General features: G+C 71.1%; 20 protein-coding genes. 10 read left to right on the top strand and 10 right to left on the bottom strand.

The genetic code is table 11. The features are described 5' to 3' along the window. Positions 1-22: 22 nt before the first annotated feature. Together SACXIDRAFT_RS23875 and SACXIDRAFT_RS23870 are read right to left on the bottom strand one after the other, a co-directional pair. The gene (locus SACXIDRAFT_RS23875) at positions 23-448 is read right to left on the bottom strand and encodes a helix-turn-helix transcriptional regulator (protein WP_232285226.1); all 426 of its coding nucleotides are present in this window, start codon (positions 446-448) and stop codon (positions 23-25) included. 15 nt (positions 449-463) lie between these two features. Continuing rightward, complete coding sequence (locus SACXIDRAFT_RS23870) at positions 464-715, bottom strand: hypothetical protein (protein WP_232285225.1); 252 nt, start codon at positions 713-715, stop codon at positions 464-466. 451 nt (positions 716-1,166) lie between these two features. Between SACXIDRAFT_RS23870 and SACXIDRAFT_RS02100 the strand changes: the two genes are divergently transcribed. Beyond that, a complete protein-coding gene (locus SACXIDRAFT_RS02100) occupies positions 1,167-1,574 on the top strand; it encodes a ChaB family protein (protein WP_006236807.1) in 408 nt (135 codons plus the stop codon). A 65-nt stretch (positions 1,575-1,639) separates the two neighbouring features. Here SACXIDRAFT_RS02100 and ligD read toward each other — a convergent pair whose 3' ends face one another. The 4 genes from ligD to SACXIDRAFT_RS02080 form a co-directional block, all read right to left on the bottom strand. Beyond that, positions 1,640-2,671 (bottom strand): non-homologous end-joining DNA ligase, encoded by a 1,032-nt coding sequence (gene ligD, locus SACXIDRAFT_RS02095; RefSeq protein ID WP_006236806.1) that lies wholly within the window; start codon positions 2,669-2,671, stop codon positions 1,640-1,642. After that, positions 2,668-3,756, bottom strand: a complete 1,089-nt coding sequence (locus tag SACXIDRAFT_RS02090) for an ATP-dependent DNA ligase (RefSeq protein ID WP_006236805.1) — start codon at positions 3,754-3,756, stop codon at positions 2,668-2,670. Before SACXIDRAFT_RS02090 ends, ligD begins: the two co-directional genes overlap by 4 nt. An 82-nt stretch (positions 3,757-3,838) precedes the next feature. Beyond that, positions 3,839-4,834 carry a sigma-70 family RNA polymerase sigma factor gene (locus SACXIDRAFT_RS02085; RefSeq protein WP_006236804.1) on the bottom strand — a complete coding sequence of 332 codons (996 nt, stop codon included), beginning with the start codon at positions 4,832-4,834 and terminating at the stop codon, positions 3,839-3,841. Positions 4,835-4,896: 62 nt separating this feature from the next. Further along, positions 4,897-5,898 carry a GlxA family transcriptional regulator gene (locus SACXIDRAFT_RS02080; RefSeq protein ID WP_006236803.1) on the bottom strand — a complete coding sequence of 334 codons (1,002 nt, stop codon included), beginning with the start codon at positions 5,896-5,898 and terminating at the stop codon, positions 4,897-4,899. Between the two features lie 71 nt (positions 5,899-5,969). Between SACXIDRAFT_RS02080 and SACXIDRAFT_RS02075 the strand changes: the two genes are divergently transcribed. Then, complete coding sequence (locus tag SACXIDRAFT_RS02075; RefSeq protein WP_006236802.1) at positions 5,970-6,755, top strand: NAD(P)H-dependent oxidoreductase; 786 nt, start codon at positions 5,970-5,972, stop codon at positions 6,753-6,755. A gap of 100 nt (positions 6,756-6,855) precedes the next feature. On the opposite strand, the gene SACXIDRAFT_RS02070 is transcribed toward SACXIDRAFT_RS02075, so the two are convergent. Further along, positions 6,856-7,101, bottom strand: a complete 246-nt coding sequence (locus tag SACXIDRAFT_RS02070) for a hypothetical protein (RefSeq protein WP_006236801.1) — start codon at positions 7,099-7,101, stop codon at positions 6,856-6,858. A gap of 95 nt (positions 7,102-7,196) precedes the next feature. Between SACXIDRAFT_RS02070 and SACXIDRAFT_RS02065 the strand changes: the two genes are divergently transcribed. Then, a complete protein-coding gene (locus SACXIDRAFT_RS02065) occupies positions 7,197-8,690 on the top strand; it encodes an aminotransferase-like domain-containing protein (protein ID WP_006236800.1) in 1,494 nt (497 codons plus the stop codon). A gap of 409 nt (positions 8,691-9,099) precedes the next feature. Then, positions 9,100-9,966, top strand: a complete 867-nt coding sequence (locus SACXIDRAFT_RS02060; RefSeq protein WP_006236799.1) for an NAD(P)H-binding protein — start codon at positions 9,100-9,102, stop codon at positions 9,964-9,966. Here the strand turns inward: SACXIDRAFT_RS02060 and SACXIDRAFT_RS02055 are convergent. Further along, a complete protein-coding gene (locus tag SACXIDRAFT_RS02055) occupies positions 9,950-10,888 on the bottom strand; it encodes an AraC family transcriptional regulator (RefSeq protein ID WP_040922009.1) in 939 nt (312 codons plus the stop codon). The two genes, SACXIDRAFT_RS02060 and SACXIDRAFT_RS02055, sit on opposite strands and share 17 nt — an antisense overlap. Positions 10,889-10,968: 80 nt before the next feature. Here SACXIDRAFT_RS02055 and SACXIDRAFT_RS02050 point away from each other — a divergent pair, with 80 nt between their 5' ends. After that, positions 10,969-11,592: a TetR/AcrR family transcriptional regulator gene (locus SACXIDRAFT_RS02050; protein ID WP_006236797.1), complete on the top strand. Its 624-nt coding sequence runs from the start codon at positions 10,969-10,971 to the stop codon at positions 11,590-11,592. Here the strand turns inward: SACXIDRAFT_RS02050 and SACXIDRAFT_RS02045 are convergent. Then, entirely contained in the window at positions 11,570-12,820 is a 1,251-nt protein-coding gene (locus SACXIDRAFT_RS02045) for an FAD-dependent oxidoreductase (RefSeq protein ID WP_006236796.1), read from the bottom strand. The two genes, SACXIDRAFT_RS02050 and SACXIDRAFT_RS02045, sit on opposite strands and share 23 nt — an antisense overlap. A gap of 104 nt (positions 12,821-12,924) precedes the next feature. Here SACXIDRAFT_RS02045 and SACXIDRAFT_RS02040 point away from each other — a divergent pair, with 104 nt between their 5' ends. From SACXIDRAFT_RS02040 to SACXIDRAFT_RS02020, 5 genes are all read left to right on the top strand, one after another. Continuing rightward, positions 12,925-14,043, top strand: coding sequence for an MBL fold metallo-hydrolase (locus tag SACXIDRAFT_RS02040; RefSeq protein ID WP_006236795.1), 1,119 nt, complete (start codon positions 12,925-12,927; stop codon positions 14,041-14,043). Between the two features lie 56 nt (positions 14,044-14,099). Continuing rightward, a complete protein-coding gene (locus SACXIDRAFT_RS02035) occupies positions 14,100-14,675 on the top strand; it encodes an RNA polymerase sigma factor (RefSeq protein ID WP_040922007.1) in 576 nt (191 codons plus the stop codon). 153 nt (positions 14,676-14,828) lie between these two features. Continuing rightward, a complete protein-coding gene (locus tag SACXIDRAFT_RS02030) occupies positions 14,829-15,653 on the top strand; it encodes a DUF4397 domain-containing protein (RefSeq protein WP_006236793.1) in 825 nt (274 codons plus the stop codon). Positions 15,654-15,719: 66 nt separating this feature from the next. Further along, positions 15,720-16,322 carry a class F sortase gene (locus SACXIDRAFT_RS02025; protein ID WP_006236792.1) on the top strand — a complete coding sequence of 201 codons (603 nt, stop codon included), beginning with the start codon at positions 15,720-15,722 and terminating at the stop codon, positions 16,320-16,322. Positions 16,323-16,406: 84 nt separating this feature from the next. Beyond that, positions 16,407-17,570, top strand: a complete 1,164-nt coding sequence (locus SACXIDRAFT_RS02020; protein WP_006236791.1) for a CapA family protein — start codon at positions 16,407-16,409, stop codon at positions 17,568-17,570. On the opposite strand, the gene SACXIDRAFT_RS02015 is transcribed toward SACXIDRAFT_RS02020, so the two are convergent. Next, positions 17,524-18,453: a LysR family transcriptional regulator gene (locus SACXIDRAFT_RS02015; protein WP_006236790.1), complete on the bottom strand. Its 930-nt coding sequence runs from the start codon at positions 18,451-18,453 to the stop codon at positions 17,524-17,526. The two genes, SACXIDRAFT_RS02020 and SACXIDRAFT_RS02015, sit on opposite strands and share 47 nt — an antisense overlap. Between the last annotated feature and the right edge of the window lie 62 nt (positions 18,454-18,515).

Below are 18,515 nucleotides of genomic sequence, written 5' to 3'. Positions count from 1 at the left end.
ACGCCGCGCGGTGGGAGAAGCCCTAGCGCAGCGCGATGTGGTGGACCGGAACGGTATTCATCGCGGGGTCGGCAAGGTCCATGCGAGCTCGTTCCAGCCTCCTGGCGCGAATCCAGCCCGACACCGTGGTTCCTTCGGCGCCGAACAGCCGGTGGACGTAGCTCGTCGAGACGTGGTGGGCCTCCGCGACGAGGCGTGGCCCGAGGCGACGGTCGGGAAGGTGCTGGTCGATGAACGCCCGCATGCGCAGCAACAGGGTCCTACGGTGGACCTCGGCGGGCACGGGTTGCTTCTCGTCCTCCAGCGCTCGCGCGAACAGTCCCGCGAGCACCTCCCGCAGAATCGTCGCCAGCCGAGCTGAGTCGGTGCTCCGGTAGGAGCTGTGGTCGGCGACGATCCGATCCAGCACGCCTGCCAGCAGGCCGCCCAAGCCGTCCCCGGCCGACAACCGGCGTCCTGCCAGTCATCGCATGCGGTCAACCGGTACCGGCAGCATCGCCTTCGGGGCCGTGACACCGATGCAGGACACGACGTTGGTGTCGTCCGCGTCGAGCCGGAAAGGCAGCGACGAATCGATGATGTGGAGATCGCCGGGCCGGTACACCACGTCGGCGGTGCAGTCGATGCGCCGCAACGTACCGTGGCGCAACACCAGGACGTTGTAGGTCTTCGGGTCGGACCGCGCGATCATGTCGCGGGTTCTGAACAACACCATGGGCGCGAACGACATCGTCCAGACCCGCACTGGGCCGAGGACAAGGTCACGCTGCCGGAGAAAGGTGTCCGAGGTGAGGGGATGGGCCTGGACCTCGGGAGCAGCAGGCGCCTGCGCGGAAGCCGGATCATCAGCTGCGGTGGGTGCTGCGTGACGCGTGTCGCGTGCGGTCGCGGACGCTTCCCCATCGGCCATCGGACCCCCAGGTAAAGGCGACTGAGCCGAGCCATGGTATCGAGTTCGCCGGGTGCGGTGCTTTCCTTTTTCGCCACGACCACGGTCGTCAGCCACGGCTCGGCCCGCGCCGGTGCCGGTTCCCGCGCAGGCCGCTCTGGCGGCACCGCCAGGGAAACGACCTCCCCCAGCAAGATCGAAAAATCCGGTTTGCCGGACAGCGCGACCGGCAACCCGAGGGCGTGAAACGGAAGCGACCACGAGGCAGGTGATCTCCGTGCCGGGACGCAAGGAACTTCCGAGCACGCTCCAGCGCTCCCCCGAGAAGGCTCAGCGTACGTGGATCGAGGCGCACGACTCGGCGGTCGAGAGCTACGGCGAGGGCAGGCGGGCCCACCAGACGGCCTACGCCGCGCTCAAGCACACCTTCGAGAAGGTGGGCGATCACTGGGAGCCGAAGGGCCGCAAGGGGCCGTCCGACAAGCAGGCGTCGCGGGGCGCGGGCCAGCGCACGACCGCGACGGCAGGCGGAGTTGACGCGAACGCGAGCAAGCAGCATCTCTACGAGCGGGCGCGCCAGCTCGACATCCCCGGCCGCTCGTCCATGAGCAAGAAGGACCTCGTGTCCGCGCTTCAGAAGGCCAGCGGACGCCGCACGGCGAAAGCCCGTAGGGGCGGCTCGTGAGCCAGCCGTAACCGATTCGGCAACGACGGTCGGCAACGACCGGCGGGGCGGGTGACCCTGCCGGTTCAGGAGCGTGAGGAACGCCTTGCCCTGCTCGGCGCGACCCTCGGTGGCTCACCGGGCTGCTTGGGATACACGGGTGGCCACGGCGCGTCGAGCAGCCCCGCCTCACGGTCGCGCCGGGACAGCTCCACGAGCGGTTCCAGCGATTGGGGCCGCTCGCCCATGCCGTCCCACGGGTTACCCCGCTCGGCCAGCAGAGCCGGGATGCTCACGAGAGTGAGGTCGTCCGGTACGACGTCGTTCACCTCGTCCCAGCCGATGGGGGCCGACACCTGTCCGCCGGTTCTCGGGCGCACGCACCACGCGCCGAACACGGTCTTGTGGGGCGCGTTCTGGTTGAAGTCCACGAACACCCGCGAACCCCGCTCCTCCTTCCACCACGCGTCGGTGACGAGGCCGGGATGCCTGCGATGCAGCTCCCTAGCCAGCGCGACCGCACCTGCGCGGACCTCGTAGCTGTCCCAGCGCGATTCGAGGCACACGTACACGTGCAGGCCCCGTGAGCCGGTGGTCTTGACGAAGCTGTCGATGCCGAGTTCGTCGAGCAACGCCTTCGTGGCCCACGCGGCCTCGCGGACCTGACCGAACGTCACGCCGGGAGACGGGTCGAGGTCAATGCGTAACTCGTCGGCGACATCGGGGGTGTCGGCGTGGTAGGGCCACACGTGGAAGCCGAGGCAGCCGAGGTTCACCGCCCACAGCACATGGGCGAGATCGGCCGCGACGAGCGCGTCACTGGTGGTGCCGTTCGGGGTGGAGACGACCGTGGTCCGCAACCACGGCGGCGCCGACGACGGCACCCGCTTCTGGAAGAACGACTTGCCGCCTGCTCCCGAGGGGTAGCGCTCCATCAGCAGTGGACGCCCGCCCAGCGTCGCGAGCAGCGGCTCGGCGACGGCCTGGTAGTAGCGGACGAGGTCGAGCTTGGTCTCGCCGCGTTCGGGGAAGTACACCTTGCCCGGATGGGAGATCGGCACCTCCGTGCCGTCGATGTCGAGCACCGCCGTCTCGTCCTTGCTTCCCTTGCCGCTCACGGGGTGCCCGCCTCGGCGAAGAACGCGGTCAGCTCGGCGGGCGCCGCCTCGTCGAGCTGGCTGTACGTGCACGATCCGGGTGTCCGGTCGGGGCGGAACCGCACCAGCCTGCCGCCGTGGCGGAACCGGCCCGCCTGGACGTGCTCGTACCGCACCTCGGCGACCAGTTCGATGCGCAGCGGCTCCCACGACAGATCCTTGCCGCCGCTCCAGCGGCTCAACCCGCCCGGCATCCGCCCCGCCGTGGCCGAGGGATCACCGGCCGCGGCGGCCCAGTCGCGCCATGGGTGCTCATCCAGCGCGCCCTGCCGCAGCGGCCGCAGCTCGTCCACCAGCTCGGCGCGGCGTGCGGCGCTGAAACCGCTGGCGACACCGACGTGGTGCAGCGTCCCCACGTCGTCGTAGAGCCCGAGCAGCAGCGATCCGATCCCCTTGCCGTCCTTGTGCCAGCGGAACCCGGCCACGACGCAATCGGCCGTTCGCTCATGCTTCACCTTCCACATCGCACGCTTGTCCTGCTGGTACGGCAGGGTGGGGTCCTTGGCCATCACGCCGTCGAAACCCGCGCCCTCGAACCGCGTGAACCAGTCGCGCGCCACCTCGGGGTCGTCGGTCAGCGGGGTGAGATGCACCCTGGCGAACGCGGTGTCGAGCACGGTTTCGAGCAGGCGACGCCGCGTGGCGAATGGCTCCGCGGTCAGCTCGCGATCGTCGAGGGCGAGCACGTCGAACGCCACGAAACTCGCGGGGGTCTCGGCAGCGAGCTTGCGGACGCGCGAAGCCGCGGGATGCAGGCGATTCTGCAGCGCATCGAAGTCGAGGCCGTTCTCGGTGACCACGATGATCTCGCCGTCCACGACGCATCGCTGTGGCAGCGCGTCGGTCAGCAGGTCAACCAGCTCGGGGAAGTACCGGGTCAGCGGACGGTCGTTGCGCGAACCGAGTTCGATCTCGTCGCCGTCCCGGAACACAATGCAGCGGAAACCGTCCCACTTCGGCTCGTAGAGCAGGCCCGGCGAGCGGGGAAGGTCGCGCACCAGCGTGGCCAGCATCGGCCGCACCGGCGGCATCACGGGCAGTTCCACGCCTCGATCCTAGGACCGCCGTCCGACAACGGCAGGATCGTCGCTCTCACCGCTCGCGATCGCTGTGACCGCCAGTTGCCGCTCAGCTCGCCCAGTCGAGCAGCGAATCGCTGCGCCCCGGCTCCCTGAGCAGGCTCATGGCGCGGGATTCCAGGGTGCGCACCCGCTTGCGGCTCAGGCCGAGTCGTTGCGAGATCTCCGGGATGGTGTGCTGGTGCCCGTCGCGAAGGCCATAGCGCAGGGACACCACAGCGGCTTCGGAAGGCGGCAGGCTGTCCAGCGCCGCGCGCAGCTGCTCCACCATGGCCTGACGCTCGACGCCCTCGCCAACGGCGGGCACGGTGCCGTCCGACACGAGATCGCCGAGGTGCAGCTCGCCGTCCTCGTCGAGCGGCACGTCGAGGCTGACGGTGGAGCGCCCGGCCTTGCGCAACGCCGCGACGCGCTCCACCGGAAGCTCCGCAGCCTCGGCGAGCTCCTCCAGTGTCGGCTCGTGGTCGCTGTGCGACTGGAGAGTGCGTTCGAGCCTGTCGAGCTTCGCGACCTGCTCGCTGACGTGCATGGGAAGGCGGATGGTGTTGCTCTGGAAGGCGTTGCCCCGCTGGATGGCCTGGCGGATCCACCACATGGCATACGTCGAGAACTTGAAGCCCTTGGTGTAGTCGAACTTCTCGACGGCCCTGATCAGGCCGAGGTTGCCCTCCTGGATGGCGTCCAGCAGCGGCAGGTTGGTGTGCCGGTTCTTGCGCGCGGCCGTCACCACGAGCCTCAGGTTCGCCCTGACCATGTGGTCCTTGGCGCGCTGCCCGTCCCTGGCGACGAGGCCGAGATCCCTGCGCCGGTCGTGATCGAGAGTGATCTCCCCCGCGTCGGCCCTGCGCAGCAGTTCGGCGGCGTAGACGCCTGCCTCGATCCGCTTCGCGAGCTCCACCTCCTGGTTGGCTGTCAACAGGGGTGTCGCGCCGACCTCGTCGAGGTAATACCGGACGATGTCCGGCTCGTCGCTCGCGGGGCGCCCGCGCCGGGAGGCGCGCCGTGCGGTCGAGGAACGTGCGGCGGTCAGTGTCGCGTCAGCCAATTCTGCACCCTCCTTCTCGGGGAGCAACGCCCCCTATAGCAGGTGCATTCCGGTGACGGCCCTCAGCCGGGCATGATGTGACGGTCACCACCGAAGGTCTGCCGGTACGCGCTGGGTGAGACACCGAGTGTGGTCGCGAGGTGCTGACGCAGCGACACCGCCGACGTGAACCCGACAGCCTCCGCGACGCGATCCACCGGCAGGTCCGTGCGTTCCAGCAGTTGCCGCGCGCGCTCGACGCGCTGCTGGGTCAGCCACCGCAGGGGCGAGGTGCCCACCTCCTGACGGAACCGGCGAGTGAACGTGCGCGTGCTCATCGCCTCCCGCGCGGCCAGTTCGGGCAGCGACAACGGCCGGTGCAGGTTCCGCAGCGCCCACTCGCGAGCGCGGGCGGTGGAGTCGCGGGCCCCCGGCTCGGGTACTGGGAGCTGGAGATACTGAGCCTGACCGCCCTCCCTGTGCGGGGGCACCACCATGCTGCGCGCGACCTCGTTGGCCACCGCGGCCCCGTGGTCGCGGCGGATCAGGTGCAGGCACAGGTCGATGCCCGCGGCTTCGCCTGCCGAGGTCAGCACCTCGCCGTTGTCCGTGTAGAGCACGTTCGGGTCTACCTCGACGGCGGGGAACGCGCGCCGGAACCGCTCGGCGGAGTGCCAGTGGGTGGTCGCCCTGTGCCCGTCGAGCAGTCCGGCCGCCGCGAGGACGAACGCTCCCGTGCAGATCGAGGCGATCCGGGTGCCGGGCCGGATGCGCGCCAGCGCGTCGCGCAGCGCGGGCGGCAGGACGTCGTCGGTCTCGTCCAGCAGATGGCTCGCGGGGACGACGACCGTGTCGGCGTCGGCGAGCACGGCCGGTCCGCACTCGACGTGGACGGCGAAGTCGGCGTCGGTCGGCACCGGGCCCGGTTCGAGTGCGAAGCTCGTGACCTCGTACAACGGCACTTTCCGCGGTGAACGGGCGGCGCGGAACAGTTGGTGGACCAGCCCCAGTTCCATGGGCAGCACACCGGGACGCACGAGCACGGCGACCCGATGAGGTCTCCGCGGTTCGACGGGACGAGCCATGGCCAGATTCTTTCACATGATGTCCTTTCAGCCACTCGTCGCGGACCGGCCGCCTCGGCAGGCTGAGGGACATGAACATTCTCTGGCTCGTGGCCCACCCCGACGCCCGTTCGATGACCCGCTCCCTCGCCGACGAGGGCGCAGCCCACCTCACCGAACTCGGCCACGACGTGCACATGCGGGATCTCTACGCGCTGAACTGGGACCCGATCGTCGCCGCCACCGACTTCGGTCACGACCCCGAGGAGCGGTTGTTCGTGGCCAGGGCCGCCAAGGAGGCGATTGATGCGGGCAGGTTGTCCGCCGACATCAAGGCAGAGCAGGAGCTGGTGCTCGCCGCGGACGTCCTCGTGGTGCACTTCCCGCTGTGGTGGTTCGGGATGCCCGCGATCCTCAAGGGCTGGTTCGACAGGGTCTTCCTGCACGGGTTCGGCTTCGGTATCAAGGACCCCGAAACGGGGACGACCCTGCGATACGGCGACGGGAACCTGCACGGCAAGCGGGGCATGGTGGTCACGTCCGTCGGTGCGCGGGAGGCGTCCTTCGGGCCGCGAGGAATCCACGGCGAGCTGGAGCAGGTGCTGTTCCCTATCCAGCACGGCATCTTCCACTACACCGGGATGGAGGCGCTGCCACCGCTGGTCGTGTACGGGGCGGATCGGTCAACCGAGGCCGAGTACGCTCTCGCCGCGGCGCGGCTGAAGGAGCGGCTGTCCGTGCTGGGTGAACTGGAACCGGTGCCCTTCCGCACCCAGGACGGCGGTGACTACGACGCCGATCTCGTTCTTCACCCGCACATTGCCCCGGGTGCCACCGGCCTGGCCGCCCACGTCGCCGACACCTGTGTCCGCACCTGACGCGCGCGAGCCTGCACCTCACGTACGCGAGTCGGCACCTCCCGCGCGTGTCCGCACCTCACGTACACCTGCCGGCACTTCCCGCACGCGAGCCTGCATCTCACGCACGCGAGTTTGCGTCGTGCGTTCGGGGCGAGCGTGCGGGAACCGGGTTCAGTTCCTCGAGCAGGCGCAGCGTCCGCCGAGCGTTCTCGTCGCTGACCGCCCGCAACACGCGCAGGCCCTCGGCCACCCGCCGGGCGAGAAGGGGTTCGACGTCGGGAACCGGACCGTCGTGCCGCACGGTTGCGCCCAACCCGGCGAGCACGGTGGCGAGAGCGGCGATGTACAGCGTCGTGACGACCACGAGGACCACCTTCCGGACCGTTCTTCGCCGGTCCACTTCCTATTGGACTGTTCGTGATCTACGATCGGCCGAATATTGGACCGGAGGTAGAGCCAATGGCTGGAGAAGTGGACCGTTTTCAGCACGGTGTGGCGCTGGCCACCGTGCTCGGCAACTGGAGCACAGGCGACGGCCCCCTGTACCGCAAGCTGGCTGACGCCGTGGCCAGGGCCGCGGACGACGGTTCACTCGTGCCCGGCGAGCGGTTGCCTGCCGAACGTGAACTCGCCAAGGTCCTCGCCGTGAGCCGCGCGACCGTGGTGGCCGCCTACGAGAACCTCCGCGAGCGCGGGGTGGTGGACCGCAGGCAGGGCAGCGGGACCAGGGTGAACGGCGCACGGCGGGTACCCCGCAGCGACGGGCGGGTACGGGGTGGCCAGGGCACCGCGATCGTGCAGCGGCTCATCGACGGCCCGGGGCGGCTCATCTCGCTCAGCTGCGCGGCCGACGCGGGAGTGCCCGAGGTGGCTGCGGCGTTGCGCGCGGTGGCCGACCACGACATCACGGGCCTGCTCGACGATCCCGGCTATCACCCGCGTGGCCTGCCTGCCCTGCGCGAGGCGGTGGCGAGCCACTACACCGCTGTCGGGCTGCCCACCTCCGCCGAGCAGGTGCTCGTGACGACCGGTGCGCACCAGGCGCTGGTGCTGCTCGCCGAGGTCTACCTCAAGGGCGCGTCCGCGGTGGCGGTCGAGGCGCCGAGCTGGGCGCCGTGCCTCGACATCTTCCGCCAGCACGGCGTGCGGCTGCTGCCGGTCGGCCTCGACGACGAGGGGATCGACGTCCGTGCCCTCGCCGGCGTGCTGGCGGAGCACAATCCCGCGCTGCTCTACGTGATGCCCACCTTCCACAACCCCACGGGCAGGCTCATGTCAGCGACCCGGAGGCGGCAGGTGGCGGAGCTGGCGGCCAGGCACGGTGTCGCGGTGATCGAGGACAACGCCTACGCGGGGAGCAGCCTCACCGCCGACGAGACGTCGCTGCCCTCGCCGCTCGCGGCTTACGCGCCGGAGCAGGGCGAGGTGTTGACCGTCGAATCGTTGAAGGGCGTGTGGGCGGGGCTGCGCGTCGGCTGGGTGCGGGGGCCTGCGGGGATCATCGAGCGGTGCGCCCGCCGCAAGGCCATGGCCGATCTCGGGAGTCCGCTGATCGAGCAGGCGGTCGCGGCCCGGCTGGTGCCCAGCCTTCCCGAGTTGTCGCGCGCCCGCAGTGTGGTGCAGCGGGAACAGTTCGCCGTTCTCGAAAGCCTGCTGCGGTCACGGCTTCCCGAGTGGACCTGGACGGTGCCGGACGGCGGCTCGTCGATGTGGGTGCGCCTTCCCGAAGGGCACAGCGCCGACGTGTACGCGCAACTGGCTCTGCGACACGGTGTCGAGGTGGTTCCCGGATCCACAATGGACCCGACGGGGCAGCACGACGGCTACTTCCGCATCCCGTACGTGCGCAGGCCGGGCGAGCTGGCCGAGCTGGTCGCCAGGCTCGCGTCCGCGTGGACGGAGCTGGTGCGGCACGGCCCGCACGAGGACCTTCCGTTGCGGCCCGTCGTGTGATTCCCGGCGCCGCGTCGCCCTGAGCGCGGACGGCCGGTCGTCGAGCGGTGCGGTGTCGCCTCCGGCGTGCGGTCGCGACAACGGTGCCCGGTTCCGCAACGCCGGGTGTGGCCGTGGTGACCTCTGCCCGCGTGCCGTCTCGCCGATCGCCGTCCTCGCCACGGTCGTGCGCTCGGCGACGCACGACGACCGGGTGTGCCACCACGATGTCCGGCGTTCTCCACGGCCTGCGCCCCACCGGTCACGGCCACGCGGAGCATCGTGCATCTCGCCGGCGGCCGGGGGACGCCAGCCCTGATCACGGTGCCTAGGGAGGTCGCGCCCGGGCCCGGCCGGTGAGACGGCCGCGTAGGCAGGCGAGCGCCTCGGCCATGGTCCTGTGCCGCGGGTTCCGGTTGGCTTGAGAACCATGACAACGACGGATGTGACGAAGGTTCTGGTGCTCGGCGCGAGCGGCAAGACGGGGCGCAGGGTGGCCGAAAGGCTCCGTCGGAGGAGCAACGTCGTGGTGCGACCGGCTTCCCGCTCGACGCGGCCCCGCTTCGACTGGAACGATGAGTCCACATGGGACGAGGTGCTCGACGGGATGGACGCCGCCTACGTGGTGTACGCGCCGGATCTCGCCGCCCCCGGTGCTGACGAGGCCGTTGGTGCGTTCGCGCGGCGCGCGGTGTCCCTCGGTGTGCGCAGACTCGTGCTGCTGTCCGGCAGGGGCGAGGAAGGGGCAGGCAGGGCCGAACGCACCCTGGGCGCGTCGGGTGCCGAGTGGACGGTCGTGCGGTGTGCCTGGTTCGCGCAGGCGTTCAGCGAGGATTTCCTGCGGGATGCGGTGGTGGACGGCACCATCGCGTTACCGGCGGGGGAGGTCGCGGAGCCGTTCGTGGACGCGGACGACATCGCCGACGTCGCGGTGGCGGCGCTGCTCGACAGTGGCGACGCAGGCCACGCGGGACGCGTCTACGAGCTGACGGGTCCGCGTGCCCTGACGTTCGCGCAGGTGGCCGCCGAGTTGTCCGAGGCGATCGGGCGCGAGGTGCGTTACGTGCCCGTGCCCGAGACCGAGTACGGCGCGATGCTCACCGGCCACGGAGTACCGGAGGCGGACGCGGAGTTCCTGGCGGGATTGTTCGCGACGGTGCTCGACGGCCGCAACGCCCACGTCGCCGACGGTGTTCGGGAGGCGCTCGGCAGGGAGCCCCGCGACGTCCGTGACGTCGTGCGTGCGGCCGCCACCGACGGCGCGTGGGATGCCGCGGCCGTCACGCGGGCCGGGTGAGGCGGTACCGGCCGGGGCTGACGCCGTAGGCGCGCTTGAACGCGGTGCTCAACGCGAACGCGCTGCCGTAGCCGACGCGGCGCGCGATGGTGTCGAGGGTGACGCCGGGATCGCGGAGCAGGTCGGCGGCCAGCGCGAGGCGCCAGCCGGTGAGGTAGGTCATCGGCGGTTCACCGACCAGCTCGGTGAACCGCCTGGCCAGCGCGGCTCGCGACACGCCGACGCGGGTCGCGAGCGCCGACACCGTCCAGGGCAACGCGGGCTCGTCGTGCAGCAGCCGCAGGGCGCGGCCGACGACCGGGTCGGCATGCGCCCTGACCCACCCGGGAGCATCCCGTCCGGGACTCGCGAACCACGTGCGAAGCACACTGACGAGCAGCAGGTCGAGCAGGCGGTCGAGAACGACCTCCTGGCCGGGATCGGCGCGGTCGATCTCGGTTTCCAGCAGTGACACCAGCGGGGTGTGACTGTCGTCGGACTCCAGCGCCAGCCGGGGAGGAAGTGCGGCGAGCAACCGCCCGCCCACCTCCCCGCGCACGTCGTAGGACCCGATCAGCATGGCATCGCCCGCCGCCGTTCCGGTGCCCCACGTCCGCAACCCTGTTGACCACGTCCCGCAGAGGTCGTCGCCGGTCGTGGTGGTGCTGTGCCCGCCGGGTTCGATCACCACGGTCGGTTCGAGTCCGGGTTCGCACGCCACGGTGTACGGGTCGGGGCCGGACAGCACGGCGATGTCGCCCGCGTCGAGGCGGACCGGGCCGGCGTCGTCGGGGACGAGCCACGCCCGCCCCCGCGTGATCGCGAGCACGGTAAGCGCGGCGCCGTCGCGCACCCGCAGTGACCACGGCGGGTCGAGCATCGCCCTGAGTACGAAGGCCCCGTGTGCTCTCGGCCCGTCGAGCAGGCTGCCCAGCGCGTCCACACCGGAACCGTAGCGCGGCGTGGCTAGACTCCTGACCGGGTGCCGCGAGGGCACCGTGAGGGGTTCGGACGAGGAGTGTCATGGCGCAGGGACGCACGCCCGGAGCCGCGTCCTCGCCGACCTTCACCGAACAGGCACGACGACGGCAGATCATCGACAGCACGATCGAACTGGTGTCCCAGCGCGGCTATGCGGGCACGTCACTGGCGGCGATCGCCCAGCACGCCGGCATCTCGAAGGCCGCCGTGCTGTACCACTTCGGGTCGAAGGCCGACCTCGCTGAAGCGACATTGGCGCACGTGTTCGACCGTTTCGGCGCGTACGTGCGTGAGCGCATGGACGCCGCGCCCGACCCGGAGAGCAGGCTCGTGGCGTACGTGCGGGCGATGATCGGCTACCAGCGTGAGCATCGCACGCACGTCCGGCTGATCACCGAGGTGTTGCTCGACGACCGCGAGGGCACGCGGTTCCGGCAGCCCGGCCAGCACGACCGGAACGGCCGATGGCGGTCACTCGCGGAGTTACTGCGGCAGGGGCAGCGGGAGGGGCGGTTCCGGCCTTTCGACGCCGACTGGGTGGCGCTGGCCGTGGGCGGGGCCATCGACAACATCGTGTCGCACTGGCTGGCCGATCCCGGCCTCGATCTGGACGCCGCGACGGCCGAGTTGGAGACCTTCGTGCTCACGGCCGTTCACGCGCGCTGACCCGGCGGGCGAACGTGGGAGGCCGTTCGCGGAACAGGCCCTTGCCGCCGAGGAACGCCGTCGCCGCCTGGAGCAGGCCACTGCGGCCCACCACGCGCAGCGGCACCGGCACGCCCGCGAGTGTGCCGTCGAGCGCGGGGCGCAGGAGCGTCTCGTGCTCACCGTGCTGCATGCGCTGCGTGATCATCGTGGGCGCCGTGCGCCTGCGCTGCACCCTGGCGAGGTCGGCCGTGGTGACGGTTCCGCGTTCGCGGAGGGCGGGGCCCAGCAGCCGCGCGGCGGCCACGGCGTCGGCGATGGCGAGGTTGACGCCGACACCGCCGACGGGCGACATCGCGTGGGCGGCGTCGCCGAGGCACAGCAGTCCGGGGCGGTGCCATCGCCGCAGCCGGTTCATGCGCACCCGCAGCAGCGGGACGTCGTCCCACGAGGTGATCGCGCCGACGACGTCGTCACCGACCCCGAGCAACCCGGCGAGGTGCGCGCGGAAGGCATCGAGACCCTGCGCCCTGCGCCGCGCGTCGGTTCCCTTCGCGATGAGGTAGGCGACCTGGGCGTAGGTTCCCCTGTCCATGCTGACAGCGGCGCCACCTGCCTCGACATGCGCGACGACGGCGCCCCTGGCGTTCTCGGAGAGCACCGGCAGCCGCACCTGCCAGACGTCCATCGGCACGTCGAACTCGCGCGGCCGCAGCAGGGCGGCCTGCCGGACCAGCGAGTCTCGCCCGTCGCAGGCGAGCACGAGCCCGGCCCGTAGCTCGTGCTCGCTGCCGTCCTGGTGCAGGTAGCGCACACCGTGCACGCGGGGGGAGCCGTCCTCGGTACTCGTCAGGAGCCCGGTGACCGGAGCCGGTCGCCGCAGGGTGAACGTGGGTTCCTCCGCTGCGGCGTCGGCCAGCAGGTCCAGGAAGTCTGCCTGCGGAACCATCGCGATGTGGTCGTACGGCGCGCGCAGCCTGCTGAAGTCGGCGGCCACGATGCTCGCCTCACCGATCCGCATCCGCATCCGGTCGAGCCGTCCCGATGACAGTGCCGCGAAGTGGCTGCCGAGGCCGAGTTCGTCGAGCAGGCGCATCGTGGACGGGTGGACCGTGTCACCCCGGAAGTCGCGGAGGAAATCGGGGTGTTTCTCCAGCACGGTGACCTCGACTCCGGCTCTGGCCAGCAGCAGCGCGATCGTCATACCGGCAGGGCCGCCGCCGACGACACAGCACGTCGTGTGTTCCATGCCGGGAGACTAACCGATCGGTCAAATGGCTGACCGCACGGTCAGCACGGTGCGGAGTAGGGTGATTGCGGCAGGGTGTCGAGCGGGGTGGGGAGCGTGGTCACATGCGCGCGACCACAGGATTACTGGCGGCGAGCCTCGGGCTGGCCGCCACGGCGGGAGCCGCCGTGGCGACGTCGGGAGTGCTCACGGCGCTCGGTGGGCGTCCCGACCCTGAGGTGCTGCGATCGTCCCCGCAGTACCGCGACGGCACGTTCCACAACGCGCGTCCCGCGCGATGGCTCCCACGCGGCAGCACGGGCGACGCGGTGCGGTCGATGCTGTTCTCCCCAGAGGCGAGGAGACCAGCGGGCGCGGTGCCGCTCGTGGGGCCGTCCCCCGGCCCGCCTGACCGAGAGGAGGAGCTGCACGTCACGTGGTACGGGCACGCCTCGTCGCTCGTCGAATTGGGCGAGACGCGGGTGCTGCTCGATCCCGTGTGGAGCGACCGCGTGTCACCGGCGCGGTTCGCGGGGCCCCGGCGCCTGCACCCCGTACCCCACCGGCTGGCGGATCTGCCCCGCCTCGACGCGATCGTGATCTCGCACGACCACTACGACCACCTCGACCTGAACACCGTCCGGGAGCTGACCCGCCTGCAAGCGGCGCCGTTCGTGGTCCCGCTCGGCGTCGGTGCCCATCTGAGGGCGTGGGACGTGCCCGACGAGCGCATCGTCGAACTCGACTGGCACCGGCGGGCGAACTTCGGGGCCCTGACGATCACCGCGACCCCGGCGCAGCACTTCTCGGGACGCGGCTTCACCCGCAATCCCACGCTCTGGGCCTCGTGGGTGCTGACCTCCCCGCAGGGGCGGGTGTTCTACAGCGGCGACACCGGGTACTGCGACGCCTTCGCCGATATCGGCCGCGACCACGGGCCGTTCGATCTGACACTTGTGCAGGTGGGCGCGTACGCGCCGAGTTGGCCCGACATCCACATGACGCCGGAGGAGGGTGTCGCCACCCACCGTGACGTCAGGGGCGAGTTGCTCGTGCCCGTCCACTGGGGCACCTTCACCCTCGCCCCGCATGCCTGGGCCGAACCGGTGGAGCGGTTGCTGAGCGCGGCGGGGGAACACGACGTCCGCGTCGCGGTGCCGCGCCCCGGGGAACGGCTGGCGGTCAAGGCAGGCTCCGCCGCCCGGTCGCCGGAACACTGGTGGCGCTCGCTCATGGAGTCCTGAGCCGTCCGGTCCCGATTGCCCGGTTCACTCGCCCTCCTAGGGGTATCGCTCTCGAAGTGAGTACTCCGTCCGGCGAGGACAGTGCGCTGTCACACCGTGAGGCACCGGAGAGTGCGCAGGATTCTCTCTGGGACCACCTCTACGCGCGGTATCACGGCCTCGTGTTCGCGGTCGCGCTCGCCGAGGTCTCCCACTGGGCCGACGCCGAGGACGTCGCGCAGCGGGTGTTCGTGCGCGCATGGCGCAGCCGGGAATCGTTCGATCCGGTCAAGGGAGAGATCCGGAGCTGGTTGCTGGCCATCACCAGGAACGTGATCGCCGATTTCCGGACGGCGCGGACACGGGAGCGAGCGCTACGGGAAGCCGTGGCCTCCGTCGCCGGATTCGACGAGGCGGGCCGGGGCGGCGGGGAAGTGGAAGAGGACGTCGTCAACCGGCTGCTGGTCACCTCGGAGCTGGACCGGCTGGCCGAGCACCAGCGGCTCGTGGTGGAACTGGCGTTCTTCGCGAACCTGACGCACAGCGAGATCGCCGAGGACACCGGGCTGCCGATCGGCACGGTGAAGAGCCAGCTGCGCCGCGCCCTGCACAGACTGCGGGGGCGTCGCGCCTGCCTGGCCGGTTCTGACTGAGGAGGGCCGAGTGGCGAGAGAGCGCATCCGATCGGCCGGTCTCCCCGGTACAGGGATGCAGACGGCGGTGGCGGAGAAACCCGCGCAGGCCCTATCGGGGCGGGTGGTGCCGTTCCGCCGTCCCGTGACTGACGAGCGAGAGGGAGAAACGTCATGCGCAGTCGAGTACTCGGTGTCCTCGGTGCGGCTGCCACACTGGCAGCCGCGGTGGCGGGCGGCGGCGTCGCGGCAGCACAGGGGACCGGCATGGTCTACGTGGTGCACGGCGTACCCGACACCCCGGTGGACGTCTACGTCGATGGTCAACGCACCCTCGACGACTTCGAACCCCTGACGGTGCAGGGCCCGCTGGACGTTCCCGCCGGACCCCACGAGGTCGCGATCTTCCCGGCGGACGCCCCCGACAACAGCGGGCAGCCGGTGATCGAGGCGACGGCCGACGTCCCCGCGAACGGCAACGTCTCGCTGGTCGCGCATCTCGACGAAGGAGGCAACCCCACCCTCACGCCGTACGCGAACGACGTGAGCGAGGTTCCGGCTGGGCAGGCCAGGCTCGTTGTCCGGCACGACGCGGCGGCACCCGCCGTTGACGTTCGCGCGGCGGGAACCCCTGTGGTCACCGGGCTGACCAACCCGAACGAGCAGGCGCTGGTGACGGCCGCAGGCACCGTCGAGGCGGATGTCGTTCTCGCGGGGACCAGTGATGTCGTGATCGGTCCCGCGTCGTTGACCCTGGAGGATGGCTCGGCGACGTTCGTTCACGCCGTCGGTTCCGCGCAGGACGGCACGCTGGCCCTGGTGCCGTTCACCATCACCGGACTCGGCGGGGCGCCGTCCGGTGTGCCCGCGGGTAGCGGGGAGCCCCCCGGTTCCACGGTGCTCTGGGTCGTCGGCAGTTCGGCGTTGACCTTCGTTCTCGTCGGCGCCGGTCTGGTGCTCCGGCGCAGGTCGGCGGACCGGGGTGTGACCGGGTCGTGAGCCGCGGCGCGGTGCCGGGGCGGGTGAACGGCCCGCCCCGGGCACACCGTGCGCCGGTGGGCGCTCGTGGTCGTGGCGCTCGTGACGGTTCCGCTGCTGTGGTGGTGGGCGCGACCGGACGCGGCAGGGCCGGAGGTCGGCAGCTCGGGCGGTCGCGCCGCTGATGCCCTGGCCGCCGCACCCGCTCCCGCGGCGTCCGAGCCCGCGCCCGCACCTCCGGCCGAGGTGTCCGTGCCCTCGGTCGGCCTGCGAGCCCCGGTCGTCGGCGTCGGCGTCGCCGAAGGGGGTCAGCTCGACGTACCCGTGGACGTCGCCACGGCAGGGTGGTACCGGGCAGGCCCTGTGCCGGGCCAGACGTCCGGGTCGTCGGTGCTTGTCGGGCACGTCAACGACGTCGAGCAAGGGCCGGGAGCCTTCGCTCGCATCGCGGAGGTCGAACTCGGTGACGTGGTACGGCTCAGGACCGAATCCGGGCAGGACCTTCGTTTCACCGTCGTCGCGCGGGAACAGTGGGCCAAATCGGAGGTGCCGCTCGACCGGCTCTTCGACACCGGCGGCGCCGCTCGGCTCGTCCTGCTGACCTGCGGCGGGGTGTTCGATCGCGACAGCGGCTCCTACGAGGACAACATCGCGGTCACGGCGGTGCCACTCGATCGCACGCCTGGCTGAGCGCCTACAGCCGGGTGGTCCGGCGTGACGCTGAGTGAGCGGGCAGGATGAGCCCGACCTGCCGTCTCGCCGAAGGGCCCATCCATGTCTCGTCGCGCCGGGGCCACGGTGCTGGGGGTACTCGGTACCGCCGCACTCGTCGCCGCGTGTTCCCCCTCGCCCGAACCTGGGTCAGGCGAGGCCCAGGCCCACACGGGGAGCGCCGAACCCACGGCTGCCACTCCTGCCGCACCGCAGTCGTTCAGCGTGGTCGCCACCGGTGACGTCCTCATCCACCCCGAACTCACCGACCAGGCCGCCTCCGACGCCGAGGCTGCCGGCAACGGCGGCCCCGACGAGTTCGACTACGGCCCGCTGCTCGCGGGGGTGAAACCCCTGGTGTCGGAGGCCGACCTCGCGCTGTGCCACCTGGAGGTGCCATTGGCGCGGGACGGCGGGACCTATGCGGGCTACCCGCAGTTCATCGCGCCGCCCGAACTCGCGGGCGACCTCGCGGAGGTCGGCTACGACGGCTGCTCGACGGCCTCCAACCACACCCTCGACCACGGTGCCGAAGGCGTGGTCAGCACGTTGGACGCGCTCGACGAGGCAGGAATCGAGCACACCGGGTCGGCGCGCGACCAGGAAGAGGCGGCCACACCGCTGGTGTACGACGTCGGCGGGGTCGCCGTCGGCCACGTCTCCTACACGTTCGGCTTCAACGGGTTCGAACTCCCCTCGGACAAGCCGTGGTTGTCGAACCCGCTGGACGCGGACGCGCTCGTCGCCGAGGCCGAAGCGGCGAAGGAAGCGGGCGCCGAGGTCGTCATCGTGAGTGTCCATTGGGGACAGGAATACGTCCACGAGCCGACGGCGGATCAGCAGGCGCTCGCCGAACGCCTCGCCACCGAGGAGGCCATCGACCTCGTCATCGGCCACCACGCCCACGTCGTGCAGCCGATCGAGAAGGTGGGCGACACGTGGGTGGCCTGGGGGCTCGGCAACTCGATAGCCCGGCACGCCGAGCCCAAGGGCGTGTCGGAGGAGGGTATCGCGGCCCGCTTCACGTTCGTCCGCGAGGACGGCGGCTGGTCGGTCGGGAAGGCCGAGTACGTGCCCACACTCGTGGAGCTGGGGCCGCCGATCCGGCTCGTGGACCTGACCACGGCCGAGCCGACGGAACGCAGGCGGCAGGCGCTGGAACGCACCGACGAGATCGTGCTCAGCCGGGGTGGCGCCGAGGACGGCCTGACCCGTCCAGGGAACTGACCCGCTCCACGAGTAGCTCCACGACGCGGGCCACCGAGGGCGAGGGATCGGCGTGCCTCGTGGTGGCGTGCACCTGTCTGCTCAAGCCCTCAGGAGCACTGATATCGCGGTAGGTCACCCCGGCTCGCGGCGTGGCGGCCAGCTCCGGCACGAGCGCGATCCCGAAGTCAGCCGCCACCAGTTCGAGCATCACCTCGTAGCTGTCGGTGCGAAACCCGACGTCGGGCTCGAACCCCGCCGCCCTGCAGGCCAGCTCGACCACGGCCTGGAACCCGGCACTCGGGCGGGGTGAGATCCAGCTCGCCCGTGCGTGGTCGGACAGTGCGACAGGACCGTCGTCGGCGGGTGAGCGGCTCGGCGGCAGCGCGAGCAGCAGCCGGTCCTCCCGCAGCGGGGTCTGCCTCAGCCCCCGCAGGTCGGGAGGCGGTAGCTGGGCGTACTGGTGGGTGACCGCGACGTCCACCTCACCCGAGCGGACGGCGTGCACCGACTCCTCCGGTTCCAGTTCCACGAAGGACAACTCCACCCCCGGAGCGGCCCGCCGGAACGCCGCCAGCGCGGGCACGGTGAACCTCGCCGCCGTGCCGAACGCGGCCACCCGGACCCGCCCGCCACGCAGGCCAGCCACCCGCCGCACGGCCTGCTCGGCGCTGTCGGCCTCAGTCAGCATGCGATCGGCGTGCTCGGCGAGCACCCTCCCGGCGTCCGTGAGCCTGACGCTGCGCGGGCCGCGTTCCAGCAGCGCGACGCCGAGGTCACGTTCCAGAGCCGCGAGCTGCTGTGACACGGCCGCGGCCGTACGGCCGGCCAGCTGCGCGGCTCCTGCGATGGAGCCGGTGCGGGCGACGTCCCGCAGGAACCCGAGTCGCCGGAGATCGAGCACGACCCGAGCTTAGAACCCCTGGCCCGATCTGTTCGGCTCGAGACGCACTGCCTTCGCGCTTC

The organism is Saccharomonospora xinjiangensis XJ-54, assembly GCF_000258175.1.
Lineage (GTDB): Bacteria > Actinomycetota > Actinomycetes > Mycobacteriales > Pseudonocardiaceae > Saccharomonospora > Saccharomonospora xinjiangensis.
Note: the sequence above shows the minus strand (reverse complement) of the source record. Positions and strands in the feature narration are given on the sequence as shown.

What these genes read in the sequence shown, in the direction of transcription:
- SACXIDRAFT_RS23870 (WP_232285225.1), bottom strand. Translation starts at nt 715, where the DNA reads ATGGTGTTGTTCAGAACCCGCGACATGATCGCGCGGTCCGACCCGAAG.
- SACXIDRAFT_RS02040 (WP_006236795.1), top strand. Translation starts at nt 12,925, where the DNA reads ATGCGCGCGACCACAGGATTACTGGCGGCGAGCCTCGGGCTGGCCGCC.
- SACXIDRAFT_RS02075 (WP_006236802.1), top strand. Translation starts at nt 5,970, where the DNA reads ATGAACATTCTCTGGCTCGTGGCCCACCCCGACGCCCGTTCGATGACC.
- SACXIDRAFT_RS02065 (WP_006236800.1), top strand. Translation starts at nt 7,197, where the DNA reads ATGGCTGGAGAAGTGGACCGTTTTCAGCACGGTGTGGCGCTGGCCACC.
- SACXIDRAFT_RS02030 (WP_006236793.1), top strand. Translation starts at nt 14,829, where the DNA reads ATGCGCAGTCGAGTACTCGGTGTCCTCGGTGCGGCTGCCACACTGGCA.
- SACXIDRAFT_RS02060 (WP_006236799.1), top strand. Translation starts at nt 9,100, where the DNA reads ATGACAACGACGGATGTGACGAAGGTTCTGGTGCTCGGCGCGAGCGGC.
- SACXIDRAFT_RS02080 (WP_006236803.1), bottom strand. Translation starts at nt 5,898, where the DNA reads ATGGCTCGTCCCGTCGAACCGCGGAGACCTCATCGGGTCGCCGTGCTC.
- SACXIDRAFT_RS02050 (WP_006236797.1), top strand. Translation starts at nt 10,969, where the DNA reads ATGGCGCAGGGACGCACGCCCGGAGCCGCGTCCTCGCCGACCTTCACC.
- SACXIDRAFT_RS02045 (WP_006236796.1), bottom strand. Translation starts at nt 12,820, where the DNA reads ATGGAACACACGACGTGCTGTGTCGTCGGCGGCGGCCCTGCCGGTATG.
- SACXIDRAFT_RS02020 (WP_006236791.1), top strand. Translation starts at nt 16,407, where the DNA reads ATGTCTCGTCGCGCCGGGGCCACGGTGCTGGGGGTACTCGGTACCGCC.